The sequence below is a fragment of the Nonomuraea purpurea genome (assembly GCF_042650645.1).
In the GTDB taxonomy this organism is placed as follows: domain Bacteria; phylum Actinomycetota; class Actinomycetes; order Streptosporangiales; family Streptosporangiaceae; genus Nonomuraea; species Nonomuraea purpurea.
The window spans coordinates 487,423-504,212 of record NZ_JBHSBI010000001.1; the positions used below are offsets into that span (position 1 = coordinate 487,423).

The following is a 16,790-nucleotide window of genomic DNA, read 5'->3' on the forward strand; positions in this document are numbered from 1 at the left end:
TCAGGTATGGGCTACGACGAGCTGATCCGCGACGCGCTCGCCACTCCGTTCGAGGGCTGGGACTTCGGCGTCTTCCACGGCCGCATGACCGACGACGGCGATCTGCCATGGGACTACGAGGCGCTGGTGCGCGAACGCCTTCCCGCCGCGTCCTCCCTGCTCGACCTGGGCACCGGAGGCGGTGAGCTGCTGGCCTCGCTGGCCCCGCTGCCGTCCCGCACCGCCGCCACCGAGGGCCACCCGCCGAACCTGCCGGTGGCCCGCGCCCGCCTCGCGCCCCTGGGCGTCGAGGTCGTGGCGGCCGGCGGGACGCTGCCGTTCCCCGACGGCTCGTTCGAGCTGGTCGTCAACCGGCACACCTCGTATGACCCGAGCGAGGTCCGCCGCGTGCTGGCCGACGGTGGCACGTTCGTCACCCAGCAGGTCGCGGGCCGCGACCTCGAAGAGATCAACCAGGTCCTGGGCGGCCCGCCGCACGAGGGCCGCGACTGGGACCTCGACTCCGCCTGCGCGGAGCTCGACGTCGTCTGGCGGCAGGAGGCGACGTACACCACCACGTTCCACGACGTCGGCGCGCTGGTGCTGTTCCTGCGGGTGATCTCCTGGCAGGTGCCGGACTTCGACGTGGACCGCTACGCCGACCGGCTGCGCGCGCTGCACGCGGACATGGAACGCGGCCGCCCGCTGCGCGCGACCGCCCGCCGCTTCGCCCTGCTCGCCCGTTCCGATGGCAAGGTCACGTCCGTGCGGCGGCGGAGCTGTTCAGAGGCCGGGTCATCGTAAGATCAACGCCGGGACCAAGCGTTCGAGCGGAGAGTCTAAACGAAAAGGCATAGGGTGGTCGTGAGGGGAGGCCGGAGTGGCTGCGGTGACTCGACCCAAGGTCGATAGCATTTCGCTGAGTGATTTGGTGGAGTTTGCGCGTGATGGCCGGATACGGGTCCCCTCGTTTCAGCGCTCCTATCGATGGGAGCGCAGCGATGTCGCCGCATTGTTCGACAGCATCCTCCGAGGCTATCCCATCGGTAACCTGCTGGTCTGGCAGCGTCCTGCGCCCTCCGGGACTGTGGTGATCGGCCACTTGCACGTCGAAGCTCACGCGGTCGGTGACGCTTATTGGGTGGTGGACGGGCAGCAAAGAATCACCAGCCTCGTCGGCGCGCTCACTGCCGACGAGGACATTGCAGACCCGCGCTTCCGCATTTATTTCGATCTGCAGCGTGGGACGTTCGTCTCGTTGCCTCGCCGGCATCAGCCAGGTGAAGACCAGTTGCCCATGTCCCTGGTCCTGGACACAGCGCGGGCAAATGCTTGGATTCGTGCTCGGATTCATTTGAGTGAGTCGCAGATTGAGCTGGCCGACCAGATGGTGGCCGCCGTCCGGGACTACAAAGTTCCTATGTATATCGTCACCGGTGAGGACGATCACGCACTGCGTGACATCTTTGATCGGATGAACACCTTCGGGAAGCCGTTGAAGAGCGCTGAGGTGTTCAACGCGCTGCATTCGATCACCGGAGAGCAGAAGCCCGGCGACCTGCGTACGTTGAGTGCGAGCGTTCGGACGTTCGGCTTCGGTGAGCTGTCCGAGCAGATTCTCATGCAAAGTTTGCTGGCCATTCGGAGCCCGAAGGTAGACCGGGACTTCCGCAACGAGTTCGTCCACGACGATGACCGGCACGACGCATTCCTTCGCACGGAGCGGGCCCTGGGCCATGTCATAGCTTTTCTCCGCAGCGAAGCGGACATCCCTCACGCCAAGCTTGTGCCCTACGCTCTATACGTCCCGGTGCTGGCCCGGTTCGTCGCGACATTCGGCCCGCCGCGAGGCAGAGCCGCCGAACTGCTCCGTCGCTGGATCTGGCGAGGAGCCGTCCTCGGTGTGGCGCCACAAGGCAACACGGTCGCATTGCGCCAGGGCGCGGCTGCGGTACACACCGACCCGCTCGAAAGCGCTCAACGCTTGATAGAACTCCTGCCGACCACGACACCATGGAGGCCGGATCTCTCCCAGACTCGCCTCAACCGCGCCCAAGCCAAGGTCAACATTCTCGGCTTGCTATCTCGGGAGCCGAGGAACCTTGGCGAGTCCGATGCGTTCGGCGAGCCGGTCGACATCGCAGAGCTGCTCGAGGCCGGCACGCCGCTCGTTCCAATTGACGTCGCGGATGTGTCCAACGGAGGCATGGCCAACCGTATTGTTCAGCGGCCCGGCGATGTCGGTGACCTTGCCGAGCTTCTCCTGCACCAGCACCTCGACCAGCAGCTGCTGGCCAGCCACTGCCTCGACGCCGAGTCCCTGGCGCTGCTTCGGAGCGGACGCTGGACAAGCTTTCTGGAAAGGCGCGGCACGGAAATCGAGACGGTCATCTATGACCATGTTCAGAGTCGCGCCCTGTTCGGCTTCCCGGACGGGCCGGATCTGACAGAACTCTTCGATGAGGGGGGAGAACTTGACTGAGGCTGCGGCCGGAGTGTTCCTCGGAGACCGTCGGGTCGGCACTCTGAACTATCGCGACGGCAGTACGTGGTTCGACTACGAGGATAGGGACCCCGCACACCCGATCTTGGGCCAGGCGTTCGAGGCCAACCCGGATAAGCGCCGGGCGGCGAGCGGTTCCGTGCCGGAGTGGTTCGCCAACCTACTGCCCGAGCAGGGCAGCGGGTTGCGCAACCTGATCGGCAGGGAGCTCGGCAGGTCCAATCCGCACGACTTCCAAGTCCTCATGTTTCTGGGGGAAGATCTTCCTGGAAACGTTCGCGTGGTCTCCGAGTCCGCCGTCCCCGTCATGCCGGAGCCGACTGCCGAACCACACGACGACGGCACGGGAACAGTGCGGTTCTCCCTGGCCGGTGTTCAGGCGAAGTTCTCCATGCGCTGGGAAGGCAAAGGACTGGTGCTGCCGGTCTCGGGGAGGGGAGGCGACTGGATTGTCAAGCTTCCCGACCGGCGCTTTCCCGAGGTTCCCGCGAACGAATACTCCATGCTCACGTGGGCGAGCCTCGTCGGCATCGACGTGCCGGAGATCCGGCTCATCCACGGGACAGATCTGCTCGGCCTGCCGGACGGGCTGATCCATCCGGAGGAACGGGCTTTCGCCGTGCGACGATTCGACAGGCCCGCTGGGGGACGTGTCCATCAGGAGGATTTCGCGCAGATCAGAGAGATCGCCGTCGCCTCCAAATACGATCGGGCGACCTATGCCGGACTGGCCCGCTTCATCAACGCGCTCTGCCCTCAGGACATGGAGGAATATCTGCGCAGGCTGGCTGCGATCGTGGTCATGGGCAATCTCGACGCACATCTGAAGAACTGGACACTCCGCTATCCGGACGGCGTTACGGCGCGGCTGTCTCCCGCCTACGACTTCGTCTCGGTGTCCGCCTACGACGACTTCCGCGCGGAAGAGCTGGCGTTCCCCGTGAACGGCGGCAAGGTCGCCAAGCTCATCACGCTGGACAATTTTCGTAGCCTGGCCCGACGCGCTGGGCTGGAGGCCGACCTTGTCCTGCGCGTTGTAGGGGAGACTGCGGCCGCGCTGGTCGACACGTGGCCGCAGGTCAAGGCGGATTCGGCGGTTCCTTCCTTCGTCTCCGCTCACATTGAGCAGCGGCTCAAGTCGCTTCCCCTGCTGGCCCGGCGGTCGGGGCCTCAGTAGGTCCAGCTGCTGCGCAGTTCGGCCTGCCAGCCCTTGTCCGGGAAGTAGTTGTGGATGATGAACGCCGGCCCGAGCCCCTTGGCGAAGATGTTGTCGCGCTCGTGCCGCAGCTCCAGCGGCCCGCCCACGTCGCCGTTGCCGCGGTTGTTGTCCTTCCAGATCTCGAACTGCTTGATGCAGGTCCGGCCCTGGAAGTACTTGTTGCCGCAGTTCGGCGCGGACGGCGGGAACCACACCTGCTTGTGGTAGAAGTCGACGTCGGTGCCGCCGGGGATGAGGATCTTGCCCCACGCCTCAAGGCAGTAGGCCTGCGACTGGATGTTCCACTTCACGTAGTGCTGCTTGCCGTCCAGCGACAGGATCGGCCGCATGTTCTTGCAGTTGACGTCGCCGATCTGCTCCTTGGTGACGCGCTGCTTGAGCATGCCCTCCTTGTTGCCGTAGCCGTCCAGCACGACCCAGTCGCCGACGCGCTGGAACTTCTCGTAGTTCGCCGGCGGCCACTTGGCCGGGTCGCCCCACCGGATGTAGGAGACGTTGCCGCCCTGCGGCTCCCACGACCACTGGTTGCGCCAAGAGCCCGACCAGAACTGGCCGGCGCTGCGTTCGAACATCCGCGAATATTCGCCGTAGGTGCCCAAAGCCGTCGCGTTGCCCGCCTGCGGGACGCCGACGATTAACGTCAGGGCGATCGTCATGGCCGCCGCCAGCGACCTGCTGTATCTCGAGAACATTGGCCGAGGGTAACCACGCCGCTCCGCCGCGTTGGGCCACTTCAACGTTTTCCGAAATGGACGGCGGCCCCGTACGCTCCCCCCGCAGACAGCCAGCCAGGAGGTACGTTGACCGACTTCGACCCCCAAGACCTGGAACGCATCACCGCGCGGGCGGAGGAGATGCTGGCGCGCGTCGAAGAGCTCAGAAGCGAGATCGACGTGGTCGTCGGCCGAGGAGAGGCGGCGGACGGGCAGGTGCGCGTCACCGCGGGGGCCTCTGGAAGGCTCCAGGACGTCGTGCTCGCGCCGCGCGCCATGCGCCTGGACAGCCAGAAGCTGGCCGAGGCCGTGCTGCGGGCGGCCCAGGAGGCCCAGGACGACGTGGCCAGGAGGGTGGAGGCGGTCATGGCCGGCACGCTCGGCGCCTCCCTGCCCGATCAGCAACTGCTCGACGACCGCTTCGGCAACGTGCTGGAGTCGCTGGAGACGTCCCTGGAAGAACAGCTCCAGGCCATCGACGAAAGACGCGGAGATCTCCGCTGACGCTTCCAGGTTATTTGAAGGGACGTCGTGACGTGCGGGCCTCGCCCTAGCGTGTCGGCGGACACGTATGCGCATGGATCTTGCGGGATGTGAATCGGTGGCCATTCGGTGGCGAAGCGCGGCGGGACGGCGCATGGCGGGAATCGTCGCCGCCGCGCTCGTGGCCGTTCTGGTGGGAGTCGCCCTGTTCGTGGGCACGGGCGTCTCCAGCGCCCGGCCGAAGCTCGCCGACGTCGGAGCCTGGCTCGCCAGCGCGCTGAACGGCGAGGTGGTGCACGCCAACGGCCTGTCGGGGCAGGTGGACGGCCGGGTGGACCTGGCCTCGGCAAAACAGGGCGCGAAGCAGGGCGAGGCGCTGAAGGTGGTGCAGGACGGCGACAACGTGCTCGTCGTCGACGAGTCCACCGGCAAGGTCAGCCGCATCGACCCCACCCAACTCGAAGTCGCCCAGACGGGCACGCTCGGCGCGGGCGGCACGCAGATCGTCATGGGGGCCGGCAAGGCGTACGGGATCGATCCGCGCGCCGGCACCGTGCAGCAGCTCGACCCGCTGACCGTGGACACGATCGGCGCCGCGATCGCCCTCAAGGCACCGCTCGGCCAGGCCGGCATCGACAAGAACGGCACGCTGTGGGTGCCGGTCCCAGAAGAGGGCACGCTCGTCCAGGTCAACGGCGCGCAGCAGGGCAAGGCCGTCACGGTCGGCGAGCCTGGCGACCCGCTCACGCTGACCATCGCGGGCGGCACGCCGTTCGTCACCAACTCCGCCGGCGCCTCCGCCATGGTGATCGGCTCGACCGGCACCCGGCTCCAGGTCTCGCTGCCCAGCACCGTCACGGACGCCGGCAGCGGCGGCCTGCTGGTGCCGCCCGTGGCCGAGAGCCAGACCGTGCCGATCCTGGCGCCCAAGCAGGGCGCGCTCGTAATGGTCGACACCGCCAGCGGCGCGCTGACGACCGTGTCGGTGAAGGGCGGCAAGCTCGGCGCGCCGCAGGCGCTCGGGCGGCGGATCTACATCGCCGACGAGAAAACCGGACGGCTCATCGTGTACGACACGGTGGCCAAACGGTTCGAACCCGACAAGGTCGTCACCGGCAAGCCGGGGCCGCTGGAGGTGTTCGTCAAGGACGGGCTGCTCTGGGTGAACGACCAGTTCAGCGAGACCGCCCTGGTCATCGAGAAGGACGGCAGGGGACGCCGGGTCGGCAAGTACGACGAGGCGCTCGATCAGAAGGACACCCCGACCCCGCTGCCGATCCCGACGTACACGCCCACCGCCGCGCAGCCCACCGTCGTCCCGACCCATCCGACCAGGCAGCCCACGGGCGGGCCGACGGCCGTCCCGACGAAGACGAAGACGGCCGTGCCGACCGTGACCGTGACGGCGACCCCCACCCCGTCCCCGACTCCGACCCCGACCGAGACGACGCGAACCCCGACGCCGACCCCCACGCCGACGCGTCCCCCCGAACCGCCCGGCACCGTCACGGCCAACTCCGGGCCCGGCTGGATGGAGATCGTCTTCACCCCGTCCGGGCAGGGCACGGTCACGGGCTACACACTGAAGGGCGCGCCCGGCGGCGCGGACGTCACGCCCTCGCGCGTCAAGCCCGACGGGCCGTTCCAGTTCAGGGTGAACGGCGGGCAGTGCGACCAGGAGTACACCTTCCGGGTGGCCGCCGAGTACGAGGGCGGCGAGGTCGTCTCGCAGCCGTCCATCCCCGTACGCCCCTGCGTCGCCCCAGGACGCCCGGCCGGGTTCGAGGCCAAGGGCAAGAACCACGGCGCGGACCTGACCTGGTCGGCGCCCGAGAACGCCAAGGACGCCACCTACATCCTGGAGGGGCCGGGCAACCACCCCGGCACGCCCGGCGGCACAGGCGCCGAGGTGACCGGGCTGAAGAACGGCCAGTCCTACACCTGGACGCTGCGCGCCAAGAACGCCGCAGGCGAGAGCCAGGAGCGCGCCGAGGTGACGGCGAACCTGCAACCGCCGCCCGCGCAGTTCCGCAACGCCAACAACGACCACCGCGACACGCTCATCCGGCCGGGGCCCAACACCGATGGCCAGGCCGGGCGGATCCCGCAACGCGAGTACATCACCATGACCGTCATCTGCCAGCAGAGGGGCGCCCCCTACACCGACAACGACACGGGCCAGAGCAGCGACGTCTGGAACAAGGTCGAATCGCCCCGGGGTAACGGCTGGCTCAACGACGTGCTGATGGACACCCCGAAGGGGGGCTTCCCCGCGGCCCCGCTCTGGGAGTGTGAATGATCACCAGGGCAGGGTGGGGGCTGGCGGCCGCATCGGCGCTCGTGTACGCCGTGGGCGCGCCCTTCGGCTACGCCCAGTCCGCGGTGCTGGCGGTGGCCGGGCTGGCCGCCGTGGGCGCCGGCGCGCTGTGGACGCTCAGGGGCGCGGGGCTTTCGGTACGCCGCGAGGTGACGCCCGTGAAGGTGGCGCGCGGCGATCCGGCGGTCGCGACCCTGCACGTCCGCAACACCGGCCGCCGGCGGCACTCCGGGCTGGTGGCCCGCGACACCTGCCGGGGCACCTCCGTCACGGTCGAGGTGCCCTCGCTGGCCAGCGACACCGCCAGGACGGTGTCCTACCGGCTGCCCACCCGGCGGCGCGGCGAGACGCCCGTCGGGCCGCTCGTCCTCGACCGCACCGACCCGTTCGGGCTCGCGCGGCGCTCGATCGCGTACGGGCGGCGCGACCTGCTGCTGGTCAGGCCGCGCACGGTCACACTCGGGCCGCTCAACGCCGGACGGCAGCGCCACCTGGACGGGTTCGCCTCCAGGTCCGCTCCGGGCGGCGCGATCAGCTTCAACGGCCTGCGCGACTATGTCATCGGCGACGACCTGCGGCACATCCACTGGCGCTCCACCGCCCGCACCGGCGTTCTCATGGTGAAAGAACTCACCGACGTCAACCTGCCCAGCACCGTCGCCGTCCTCGACACCCGGCACTCCTCCTACGAAGGCGACGACGAGTTCGAACTGGCCGTGGACGTGGCCGCGTCGGTGGCCTGCTCGGTGACCCGCGACCGCTTCCCCGTGCGGCTGCTCACGGGGACGGGCGAACTCCTGCACGCCAAGGGCGGGCCGGGGGAGTCGGAGGAGGTGCTCGACCGGCTCGCCGTCGTGGAACGCTCACCCGACGCGGAACCCCCGCTGCACGCCCTGCGCAGGGCCGGATCCGGCGGGACACTCGTCGTGGTCAGCGGCACGTTCGCGGCCCTGGCCGACGCGGCCTCGGTGCGGCGGCGGTTCGACCTGGTCCTGTACGTACGGGTCGGCGACCCGACAGAGGGCGGGATGCCGGGGGCGGCCGGGGTGAACGTGATCGAGATCAGCGACCTCGACGACCTGGCGGGCGCATGGCCGAACTGAACGGACCGCCCGGAACCCACCCACCGCCCGCACCGTCGGGACTGGGCCCGCTTGGTGTGCGGTCGGGTGGGCCTGGCTCGGTGGTGCGTAGGGTGGCGTCTGTCGGTCTTGTGGGGTTGCTTGGCGCGATCGCTGGGCTGGCGTTCGACGGGGTTTTCCCGCTGGCTGCGCTGATTCCCGTTGTCGCGCTTGCCGCCGGGGTGCCGTGTGTGCTCGCGCTGCTGCTGGCCGGCCGGTTGCCGCTGTGGGGGGCGATCCCGGTGAGCGTGCTGGCCTGGCTGGTGGCCGTGTCGGCGACCGTGTTCAGGGCGGAGGCGTGGCTGGGGGTCGTGCCGAGCCCGGCGTCCGTCCGCGCGGCCCTGCTCGGAGTGCGCGACGCGGGCGGCTGGCTGCTGACCACCATTCTGCCCGCGGCCCCCGACAGCAAGGCGATCGTGCTGGTCAGCTTCCTGGTCTGGGCCGCCACGACGGCGGGCGCCGAGGTCGCGCTGCGCACCACGGCCGTCCTGCTGCCGGCCCTGGCCGCGCTGCCCGTGCTCGCGGTCGCCGTCGTCCTGGGCGTCGGGGGCGCGGGGTCGGCGGTGCCGTACGCGGCGGTGTTCGCGGCCTGCGCGCTGCTGCTCGCCCTGGTCAGGGCGGCCAGATCGGCGGGGACGGTCGCGGCCGGCGTCCCGTTGCTGGCCTGCCTGGTGCTGGCCGCCGTCGTCGCCGGGCCCGTGCTGCCCATGGCGGAGCGACCGTACGACGTACGCACGCTCGTCGAACCGCCCCCGCCGAAGCCGATCGACGGCGTGAGCGCGCTCGACCAGGTGTCGGCGTGGCTCCAGAACCCCCAACGCGAACTGTTCACCGTCACCACCACTTCCGAGGCGAACCTGCGGCTGGCCGTCCTCGACACCTTCGACGGGGTCACGTGGACGTCGAACGCCGGCTTCGTCCCCACCGGCGGCCGGGTGCCCGGCTCGGAGAGCGCGAGTGACGCGGTCCGGCAGCGGTTCACCTTGCAGCGGCTGCCGGGCCCGTGGCTGCCCGCCGCCGACCGGCCGACGCTCGCCACCGGGGCCGGCATCGTGGTCGATCCCGCGACCGGCATGCTGGCCAGCACGCAGGCGCGCGAGGGCATGACGTACGAGGTGACCTCGGGCATCCGCCGCTACTCGGCCGCCGAGCTGCGCGCGGCGACCCCCGCCCAGGACCCGGGGGCGCTGCGGCTTCCCGACGGGCCCGACGGACGTACACCGCCGCAACGCGCCCGGCTCGCCGAGATCGCCCGCCGCGCCACGGCTGGAGCCAAGAGCCCGACCCAGCAGGCCGCCCGGCTGGCCGCCTACTTGCGCAAACACGCCAAGAACGATGTGACCTCGGCACCTGGGCACGGGTACCGCAGCATCGAGTTCTTCCTGACGGAGTCGCGGCGGGGGACCACCGAGCAGTTCGCGGCATCGTTCGCGCTGCTGGCCCGATCCATCGGCCTCCCCACCCGCATCGTCGTGGGCTTCCGCCCCGGCACCCCCACAACCACCCCGCCCCCCACCCCGGACGGCCCCGGCGCAGCGGGCTCGAAGGGTACGGCTGGCTCGGGCGGTACGGCGGGTGCCGACGGCTTCCCGGGTGTTGGTTGGCCGGTGGGGTCGGCGGGTGGTGGCGGTGCGGTGGGTGCCGATGGCTTCTCGGGTGTTGGTGGTGAGGGAAGGCCGACGAGTGTTGGCCGGCCGGTGAGGTCGGCGGGGAGTGGTGATGTTGCGGGGGGTGTGCGGCAGGTGCGGGGTGGGGATGTGCTGGCCTGGGCCGAGGTGCGGTTTGAGGGGATCGGGTGGGTGCCGTTCTATCCGACGCCGTCCCGTACGCACTCGGGAGGGAACGGCGACGTGGCGGAGGGGGCGCCGAAGCAGGCGCGGGAGATCGAGCAGGCGATCAACAGCGACTCCTCCCAGCCCAAGCCGACTCCCAAGCCCTCCAACCCGTCGACCCCGACCGGCAAACCCCGCGCGGACGGCTCGTCCGACAACCCGGCCGTGTGGCTGGCCATCCCGGCGGGCATGCTGGTCGCGTACCTGGTCGCCGTCATCGTCGTCCCGCCCGTACGGCGGATGCGCCGCCGCCGGGCCGCTTCCCCTGCCGCGCGGGTGGCGGGAGCGTGGCGTCAGACGGTGACCAGGTTGCGCGGGGCCGGGATCCCGGTGGCGTCGGGCGCGTTGACGGCACGCGAGGTGGCGTTCCTGGCGGAGTCCGGCCTGGGGCCGCCGGCCCGCGAACCCCTGACGGCGCTCGCCGACCTCGCGAACCTGGCCACGTTCGGCGGGGCGCCCATCGACCAGGCCGACGCCGACCTGGCCTGGCGTCACTACGCCGGGGTGGACGAACTGGTCCGGCGGAAGGCCGCACTGCCGGAACGCATCCTCCGCAGACTCTCACCACGATCCCTGCTCGGTAGTTAGCGCGGGCCTCACCGGACTGCGGCGGCCTGGGCCTGGCCAGGGTGATGGGGCGGTTGGGTCGGTATCGGATCGCGACGATTGGCCGGTAGTCGGCGGTGAGGGCAGGATGTCCGGCGGCTGCCGTCGGGCTGGGGTTACGACGGGGACGGCGTCACCATGGGGAGCACGATCGGGGGTTGGACCTCGTCGTTCTGCTGTTGACCGGGGTTGGCCTCGGTGGCGCCGCGGATGCACATCGCGCCCGACCAGGCGACCGACGACGGCTGGCCCAGGGCGACCACTGTGCCGACCTTGAAGCAGTAGCCCGTGGCCGAGTCCAGGCCGCCGACGGTGTAGGTGTTGCTGCCGCTCGCCGCCGACATCATCCGGTCGCCAGGGGCCATCTGGACGATCGTCGGGTAGCCGTTCTTACGGACGGACTTCCATGCGATCGTGACCGTGGAGCCGTTGTCGGAGACCAGTTTGAGGCCCTTCGGACGGTGGACGGCGATCGTGGCGGGGTCGGTGGTCTGGCGGCGGAGCGGCGGCGGTGACGACGTCTGCCTGGTGGGCTGGTTTTCGGCGGCCTGCGAGGGGGGCCGCTGGTCGTCCTCGGGAGATGAGGTGCGCCCGTCGGATTGGGGGAGCGTGTCGGGGGCAGGGCTCGCGGGGGTGTCGGCGGTCGCGGCGACGGGCTCCTGCGCGGCCGGGGTGCCGAGCCGGCCGCTCATCGCCAGGGCGACGCTGCCGACGCCGAGCAGCAGGACGAGCGCCGAGGCACCGGCGATCAAGAAGGGCACCTTGCTACGCCGCCGCGGCCCCACGACCGGCGCGCCGCCGCCGTCATCGTCGGGGGAGGCGGTCGCGGGTGCGGGGGCGGAGAACGGCTGCGGGCCGAAGGGCGGCCTGACCTGGGAACGGTCGGGGTCCACCGTCCACACCAGCTCACGGGGCACCGACTGCTCGGCGTCCGGCGGGGAAACGGGCAGCCGCGCCGTGGGCGGCGGCTGGTTCGGGTTTCCGCTTGTTTCCGCGGTGGGCAGGCGCGCGGTGAGGGGCTGATTTGGGGGCGTGCCAGGAAGGGCACGTTCGACAGCGGTGAGGTCGGTGGCCGCAGGGCGGGCGGACGGGTCCTTGGCCATCGCCCTGGCCAGCAGGTCGGCCAGCTCACCAGGCACCGAAGCGGGCAGCGGCGGCGGCTGCTCGGTCATCACCCCGAGCACGAACCGTCCCGTGCTCCCCGGCCCGTCCAGCGCGAACGCGGGCCGTCCGGCCAGCAGTTCATACATCATGGAGCCCAGCGCGTACACGTCGGACGCCTGGAGCGGCGGCCGGCCCTCGAGCTCCTCGGGGGCGGCGTGGACGGAGGGGAGCGTCCCGTCGGGGAGTTCGACGATCGACATGAGTGCGGACATCGCGAACCCCGTGAGCGCCACCCCGCCCCCGGTAGTGATCACGTTCTCGGGGGTGACGCGTCCGTGCACGCCGCCCGCCGCGTGGGTGGCCGCGAGCGCGCCCGCGACCGCCCGCAGCAGTTCCACCGCCTGGTCCGGCGGCATCGGCAGGCTGCGGCCCGGACGTTCGGCGAGCGTGAGGCCCTCGTGGAGGGGCGTGACCAGGTAAGGCCGTCCGTCCCCCGTGGCCCCCACCTCCAGGACAGGGATGATGCCCGGCTGTCCGGCGAGGGAGTCGGGGAAGCCGAAGCCGCGCACGATGCGTTTGAGCGCCCGGCGTTCCACCCGGTGGCAGGCCAGCGTCTTGACCAGCACCTCCGTGCCTGACGTCTCGGCCCGCGCGAGGTGCACGGCCCAGGGGCCGTCCTGCCCCGCCCGCTCCAGCAGCCGGTAGCCGCGGACCCGCTCGGTGAGCACCGTCATGCGATCACTGACGGGCCGCCCATGTCATCGCTGTCGAAGGCCTCGTCCTCCACCAGCGAGGCCCTGGCGCGCTCCCGCTCACGCTCCTGACCGCCGTTCGCCGCGCCCCCCATCGGCGGGACCATTCCCATCGGCATCCCGGACGCGCCCGTGCTTCCGGCGCCGGCCGCCGGGCCTCCCGCGGCGGCGCCGAGCTGCGTGACGGGGGAGGTGCCAGAAGGGGGGCCTGGCCCGCCGACGGGCAGCCCGGTCTGCGTCTGCGGTGGTTGGCCCCCCAGGGACGGCGGTTGCGGCACGTTGGCCAGGTTCGTCGTGGATGGGGTCTGCGGCAGATCGGGCGTGTTGAGGTCGGGGGTCTTCACGTCCGGGGTCTTCATGTCCGGGTTCTTCATGTCCGGGCTGCCCGGGACGGTGGTCTGCGGGGGCTGGAGTGACGGGTCCTGCCGGCTTGGGTCGCCGAAACCGGGCGTCTGCGTGCCGGGCACGTCGAGGCCGGACTTCGGACCGGTGAGCCCGTTCAGGTCGGGGCTCCCGTACGGCGAGGACAGGCCGGCTCCCGGGTACGAGCCGGACCCGCCGGGCAGTCCGCCTGGGGGAATGCCGCCGAGCCCGGAGCCGAGGCCCGTGCCGGGCAGCCCGGTCTGCGGCGCGGTGGCGCTCTGCTCCACGTACCCGTTCATGGCGTTGTAGGCGTCGCCCATGAACGCGTTGAGCAGCTGCAGGTGGTGGCGCGCGATGGCGTGGGCGTTGTCCTCGACGGCGCCCATGCCGTCGAAGAGGTCGTCGTCGATGCTCATGGAGCCCGTCCTGGGGACGTTGCGCTGGAACCACGGCAGCACGTCGCTGCCGTACCACTCCAGGGGACGGCCGACCGAACTGGCGGCGTCGTAGATGCGCGCGAGGTCCTGCTGCAGCTCGTTGATGGTGTTGAGAACGCCCTGAGCCGAGTCCCCGCCCATCGTTTTCGCGATGATCTGGGCCTGCTGGCTCAGCTTCTCCACCGAATCCCGGCACATCCCGGCGATGACCTGGTAGTTCTTGCCGGCCTGGGCGATCAGCTCGGGCTTGGTGTCCTCGATGAGGGCGGCGATGCCGGCGCTGCTGTCGGAGTCGCCGCCGTAGAGCGGGCGGACACCGTCGGGCTGCGGCGCCCGCGGGTCCTTGAGCGCCTCCTCCCAGAAGTCGGTCATCTCGGCGTCCTCAGGTTGTCGGCGCTGGACTTGTCTGCGCCCGTGGCCGTCTTGACCGTGTCGTCGAGGGCCTGCACCACGGCCTCGTACACGGTGAAGACCCGCTGGATCGCGCCGTCCACCGTGGTCTTGGCCCGTTCGGTGGTCACCCACAGGTCGTTGGCGGCCTGCCAGGCGCCGAGGTCCTGATCTTTCAGGGCCGAGAGCGTGAGGAGCACCTTGAGGCCCTGGCCTTCGCCCTTGCCCTTCAGGCGGTCCAGGTCCTCGCGGAGCTGCTCGATCGGGGACGACGGCCGAGGTTTGCCGGTGTCGGGGTCCATGTAGGTTCCGACGTCGACGAACTGGCGTCGCTGGACCGCGTCGGGGTTGACCGGGTTGTCGGCGAGCAGTTGTTTGCCTTCCGGGTCCTTTCGCGACCACGGGCCGCCCGGATAGCCTCCGACGCCGTAGTCGAGGAGATGGTCGGCGTAGGCGTCCTCGACGTTGCGGGCCTCGAAGTCGTACCCCTCGCTGCTGAAGCCTCCCTCGTAGGTCTCGGTGACCAGCGGCCGTTCTTTGTACGACCGGCCCACGAGAGGACGCTCGTCCCCGTCGCCCCCAGGTGCCCCCATGATCACACTCCGTGTCCACGTCGACGGACATGCCAACGCCATGCCTATCCCGCGGCCCGGGGCTCAGCGCTTTATTTCAAGATATTTCTAAGAGAGCCGCATAAATCGGAAATATCGGCAGACTTCGTATCGTGCCTTATCCCTGGTACGGCGCTGCGGCCATCGGCCTGGTGCTCGCCATCGCCCCGACCCCGCCCCCGACCCCTGCCCAGAACCGCTGCGATCCCGAGCCGGGCGTCGCCGAGGTCACCGGCAAGCCGTGGCCGCAGGAGCGGCTGAGGTTCGAGCGGGTGTGGCGGCTGACCAAGGGGGAGGGGGTGACCGTGGCCGTCGTGGACAGCGGCGTGGACGCCACGCATCCGCAGCTCGCCGGCGTCGTGACCCGCCGGATCGACCTCACGGGCACCGGCGCGCGCGACTGCGCGGGGCACGGCACGGCGGTCGCCGGGATCATCGCGGGCCGCGACCTCACCTCGCGCGGCGTGCCCGTGATGGGGGTCGCGCCCTCGGCCAGGATCCTGTCGATCAAGCAGACCGAGGGGCAGACGGGCGACGTGTCGCGGCTGGCCCAGGGCATCAGGCGGGCGACCGACCTGGGTGCCGGCGTGATCAACGTGTCCATGCAGGCCCACGACCATCCCACGCTGAAGGCGGCGGTCACGTACGCGCAGGGCAAGGACGTCGTCATCGTGGCCGCGGCGGGCAACGTCAAGCAGGACGACGGCGCGGTCACGCCCGCCTACCCGGCCGAGTACCCCGGCGTGATCGCGGTCGGCTCGGCCTCGCCCGACGGCCGCAAGTCGGAGTTCTCCAACGAGGCGACCAGCATCTCGGTGACCGCGCCGGGAGCCGGGGTCACCAGCGCGTGGACGGGCGGCGGCTACCGTACGGGCCTGGACGGCACCAGCTTCGCCGCCCCCTTCGTGGCGGGCGTGGCCGCCCTGGTCAGGGCCAGACATCCGGACCTCGACCACTGGCAGGTCAAGCGCCGACTGGAGCGCACCGCCGAGGGCGGCGGCGCCGCGGGCACCGGGGCGGGGCTCGTCAACCCGCTGCTCGCGGTCACCTCGGTGCTCCCGGACGCCGAGAGGAGCGGGCCCGCCGTGCCGCCGATCGTCCTGGCCCGGGCCCCGGTCCCCGACCCGAGGACGCGCGGCATCGCCGTGATGATCACCGTGGGCGCGGTCGGGGCCACCGTGCTGCTGGTGTTCCTGGCGCTGACGCTGCCCAGGGCCCGGCGCAGGGGTTGGCGGGCGGGAGGGGCCCCAACATTTACAGGAAAGTTGAAATCGTAGCCCGGTACATAATGGCCGGTTACCTTGAAGCCCGATGTGAAGTTCTCCGGCTCGGAAAGGAACACTATGACAGAACAGCCGACACGTTATGTAGAAGGCAGTATCCAGACCGCTGCGGATCGCGCGCAGCTCGCTCACGGAAACATTCAGCAGATTTACACCCGGCTCGAGTCGATTCCGAACACGCTGGGCGAACACTGGAAGGGCGCTTCCGCCGACACTTTCAAGGCAGTGTGGAACGAGTGGATTCCCCAGTTCCAAATCGTGCTCCGTGAATTGGACGAGATCGCCAAGGAGTTGCACGGCACGGAGATCCAGTACACCGAGGCGACCACCACCGCGAACGACCTAGTCGGGCGGCTCAGGTCCCAGCTCGACGCCACGCTGCCGCCTCCCCCGCGGCCCTGAAGAAACGGAGCAGCACGATGACCTATGACGACCGCATCATTCTCACCAATTTCGACGAGATGGAAGAGGTCGCGGCCGAGCTCGGCCGCGCCTACGCCAATCTGGTCGGCGAGCTGGCCGACCTCGAAGACGATCTGCGCAAGCTGGAGCAGGCCGGCGACGGGTGGGGCGGTTCCGCCGCGGCCCTTTACGTGGAATCCAAGCAGCAGTGGAACAACGCGGTGGTGGCCATGGGCGACACGATGCAGAGGTTCGGGCCCTCGCTGCACGACGCGACCCAGATCATGCGGGACGCTGAGCGGGCCAACGTTCAGCGCTGGGGCACCTGAGCCACGGTGAACGAGCCGCTCATCGACCCGGCCGCCGCCGGGGAGAAGATGATGTGCAGGCCGGAGGTGCTGCTCGACGTGGCCGCCACGCTCGAAGAGGACCTGGAGTCCCGGCTGGAGGCGGCCAGGTACAACATGCCCGACCTGTGGGGCGCCCCCGGGAGCTGGGACATCGCCCAGGAATACGCCCACACCGTGAGCCGGGCCCGGCTGGCCACGGAGGACTCGCTGGAGTTCGTCCTGGCGCAGGTCCAGCGCGTCATCGCCGACCTGCGTGGCACGGCGAACGCCGTCCGGGACGCCGACCAGCGGGCCGCCGGGGCGGCGCCCCGTACCGGATAGAGGG

General features: G+C 70.3%; 15 protein-coding genes. 11 read left to right on the forward strand and 4 right to left on the reverse strand.

Going from position 1 to position 16,790, the window contains the following annotated elements; all coding sequences use genetic code 11:
- Positions 1 to 6 precede the first annotated feature (6 nt).
- From ACFOY2_RS02340 to ACFOY2_RS02350, 3 genes are all read left to right on the forward strand, one after another.
- On the forward strand, positions 7 to 783 hold the full coding sequence (locus tag ACFOY2_RS02340; RefSeq protein WP_379526206.1) for a class I SAM-dependent methyltransferase: 777 nt from the start codon (positions 7 to 9) through the stop codon (positions 781 to 783).
- Positions 784 to 859: 76 nt separating this feature from the next.
- Complete coding sequence (locus ACFOY2_RS02345; protein ID WP_379526207.1) at positions 860 to 2,461, forward strand: DUF262 domain-containing protein; 1,602 nt, start codon at positions 860 to 862, stop codon at positions 2,459 to 2,461.
- Entirely contained in the window at positions 2,454 to 3,659 is a 1,206-nt protein-coding gene (locus ACFOY2_RS02350; RefSeq protein ID WP_379526208.1) for a type II toxin-antitoxin system HipA family toxin, read from the forward strand. The genes ACFOY2_RS02345 and ACFOY2_RS02350 overlap by 8 nt, the downstream gene beginning before the upstream one ends.
- Here ACFOY2_RS02350 and ACFOY2_RS02355 read toward each other — a convergent pair.
- On the reverse strand, positions 3,653 to 4,393 hold the full coding sequence (locus tag ACFOY2_RS02355; protein ID WP_379526209.1) for a hypothetical protein: 741 nt from the start codon (positions 4,391 to 4,393) through the stop codon (positions 3,653 to 3,655). The two genes, ACFOY2_RS02350 and ACFOY2_RS02355, sit on opposite strands and share 7 nt — an antisense overlap.
- A gap of 108 nt (positions 4,394 to 4,501) precedes the next feature.
- On the opposite strand from ACFOY2_RS02355, the gene ACFOY2_RS02360 reads away from it, so the two are divergent.
- From ACFOY2_RS02360 to ACFOY2_RS02375, 4 genes are all read left to right on the forward strand, one after another.
- Positions 4,502 to 4,918, forward strand: a complete 417-nt coding sequence (locus ACFOY2_RS02360) for a YbaB/EbfC family nucleoid-associated protein (RefSeq protein ID WP_357817912.1) — start codon at positions 4,502 to 4,504, stop codon at positions 4,916 to 4,918.
- A 133-nt stretch (positions 4,919 to 5,051) separates the two neighbouring features.
- A complete protein-coding gene (locus tag ACFOY2_RS02365; protein WP_379526210.1) occupies positions 5,052 to 7,196 on the forward strand; it encodes a hypothetical protein in 2,145 nt (714 codons plus the stop codon).
- On the forward strand, positions 7,193 to 8,317 hold the full coding sequence (locus ACFOY2_RS02370; RefSeq protein WP_379526211.1) for a DUF58 domain-containing protein: 1,125 nt from the start codon (positions 7,193 to 7,195) through the stop codon (positions 8,315 to 8,317). The genes ACFOY2_RS02365 and ACFOY2_RS02370 overlap by 4 nt, the downstream gene beginning before the upstream one ends.
- Before the next feature lie 92 nt (positions 8,318 to 8,409).
- The gene (locus ACFOY2_RS02375) at positions 8,410 to 10,755 is read left to right on the forward strand and encodes a DUF3488 and transglutaminase-like domain-containing protein (RefSeq protein WP_379526212.1); all 2,346 of its coding nucleotides are present in this window, start codon (positions 8,410 to 8,412) and stop codon (positions 10,753 to 10,755) included.
- Between the two features lie 134 nt (positions 10,756 to 10,889).
- Here the strand turns inward: ACFOY2_RS02375 and ACFOY2_RS02380 are convergent, their stop codons facing one another.
- From ACFOY2_RS02380 to ACFOY2_RS02390, 3 genes are read right to left on the reverse strand one after another with little or no spacing between them, the layout of a single operon-like run.
- Positions 10,890 to 12,611, reverse strand: coding sequence for a serine/threonine protein kinase (locus tag ACFOY2_RS02380; protein ID WP_379526213.1), 1,722 nt, complete (start codon positions 12,609 to 12,611; stop codon positions 10,890 to 10,892).
- Positions 12,608 to 13,801, reverse strand: coding sequence for a hypothetical protein (locus ACFOY2_RS02385; RefSeq protein WP_379526214.1), 1,194 nt, complete (start codon positions 13,799 to 13,801; stop codon positions 12,608 to 12,610). Before ACFOY2_RS02385 ends, ACFOY2_RS02380 begins: the two co-directional genes overlap by 4 nt.
- Positions 13,798 to 14,412, reverse strand: coding sequence for a hypothetical protein (locus ACFOY2_RS02390; protein WP_379526215.1), 615 nt, complete (start codon positions 14,410 to 14,412; stop codon positions 13,798 to 13,800). Before ACFOY2_RS02390 ends, ACFOY2_RS02385 begins: the two co-directional genes overlap by 4 nt.
- Before the next feature lie 131 nt (positions 14,413 to 14,543).
- Here ACFOY2_RS02390 and mycP point away from each other — a divergent pair, with 131 nt between their 5' ends.
- From mycP to ACFOY2_RS02410, 4 genes are all read left to right on the forward strand, one after another.
- Complete coding sequence (mycP, locus tag ACFOY2_RS02395; RefSeq protein ID WP_379526216.1) at positions 14,544 to 15,707, forward strand: type VII secretion-associated serine protease mycosin; 1,164 nt, start codon at positions 14,544 to 14,546, stop codon at positions 15,705 to 15,707.
- Between the two features lie 66 nt (positions 15,708 to 15,773).
- The gene (locus tag ACFOY2_RS02400) at positions 15,774 to 16,115 is read left to right on the forward strand and encodes a WXG100 family type VII secretion target (RefSeq protein ID WP_379526217.1); all 342 of its coding nucleotides are present in this window, start codon (positions 15,774 to 15,776) and stop codon (positions 16,113 to 16,115) included.
- 17 nt (positions 16,116 to 16,132) lie between these two features.
- Positions 16,133 to 16,444, forward strand: coding sequence for a WXG100 family type VII secretion target (locus ACFOY2_RS02405; protein ID WP_379526218.1), 312 nt, complete (start codon positions 16,133 to 16,135; stop codon positions 16,442 to 16,444).
- 6 nt (positions 16,445 to 16,450) lie between these two features.
- Complete coding sequence (locus ACFOY2_RS02410) at positions 16,451 to 16,786, forward strand: hypothetical protein (RefSeq protein ID WP_379526219.1); 336 nt, start codon at positions 16,451 to 16,453, stop codon at positions 16,784 to 16,786.
- Positions 16,787 to 16,790 lie beyond the last annotated feature (4 nt).

Coding starts and splice junctions, on each gene's coding strand:
- ACFOY2_RS02355 (WP_379526209.1), bottom strand. CDS start 4,393: ATGTTCTCGAGATACAGCAGGTCGCTGGCGGCGGCCATGACGATCGCC.
- ACFOY2_RS02400 (WP_379526217.1), top strand. CDS start 15,774: ATGACAGAACAGCCGACACGTTATGTAGAAGGCAGTATCCAGACCGCT.
- ACFOY2_RS02385 (WP_379526214.1), bottom strand. CDS start 13,801: ATGACCGACTTCTGGGAGGAGGCGCTCAAGGACCCGCGGGCGCCGCAG.
- ACFOY2_RS02380 (WP_379526213.1), bottom strand. CDS start 12,611: ATGACGGTGCTCACCGAGCGGGTCCGCGGCTACCGGCTGCTGGAGCGG.
- ACFOY2_RS02340 (WP_379526206.1), top strand. CDS start 7: ATGGGCTACGACGAGCTGATCCGCGACGCGCTCGCCACTCCGTTCGAG.
- ACFOY2_RS02370 (WP_379526211.1), top strand. CDS start 7,193: ATGATCACCAGGGCAGGGTGGGGGCTGGCGGCCGCATCGGCGCTCGTG.
- ACFOY2_RS02390 (WP_379526215.1), bottom strand. CDS start 14,412: ATGGGGGCACCTGGGGGCGACGGGGACGAGCGTCCTCTCGTGGGCCGG.
- ACFOY2_RS02405 (WP_379526218.1), top strand. CDS start 16,133: ATGACCTATGACGACCGCATCATTCTCACCAATTTCGACGAGATGGAA.
- ACFOY2_RS02365 (WP_379526210.1), top strand. CDS start 5,052: ATGGCGGGAATCGTCGCCGCCGCGCTCGTGGCCGTTCTGGTGGGAGTC.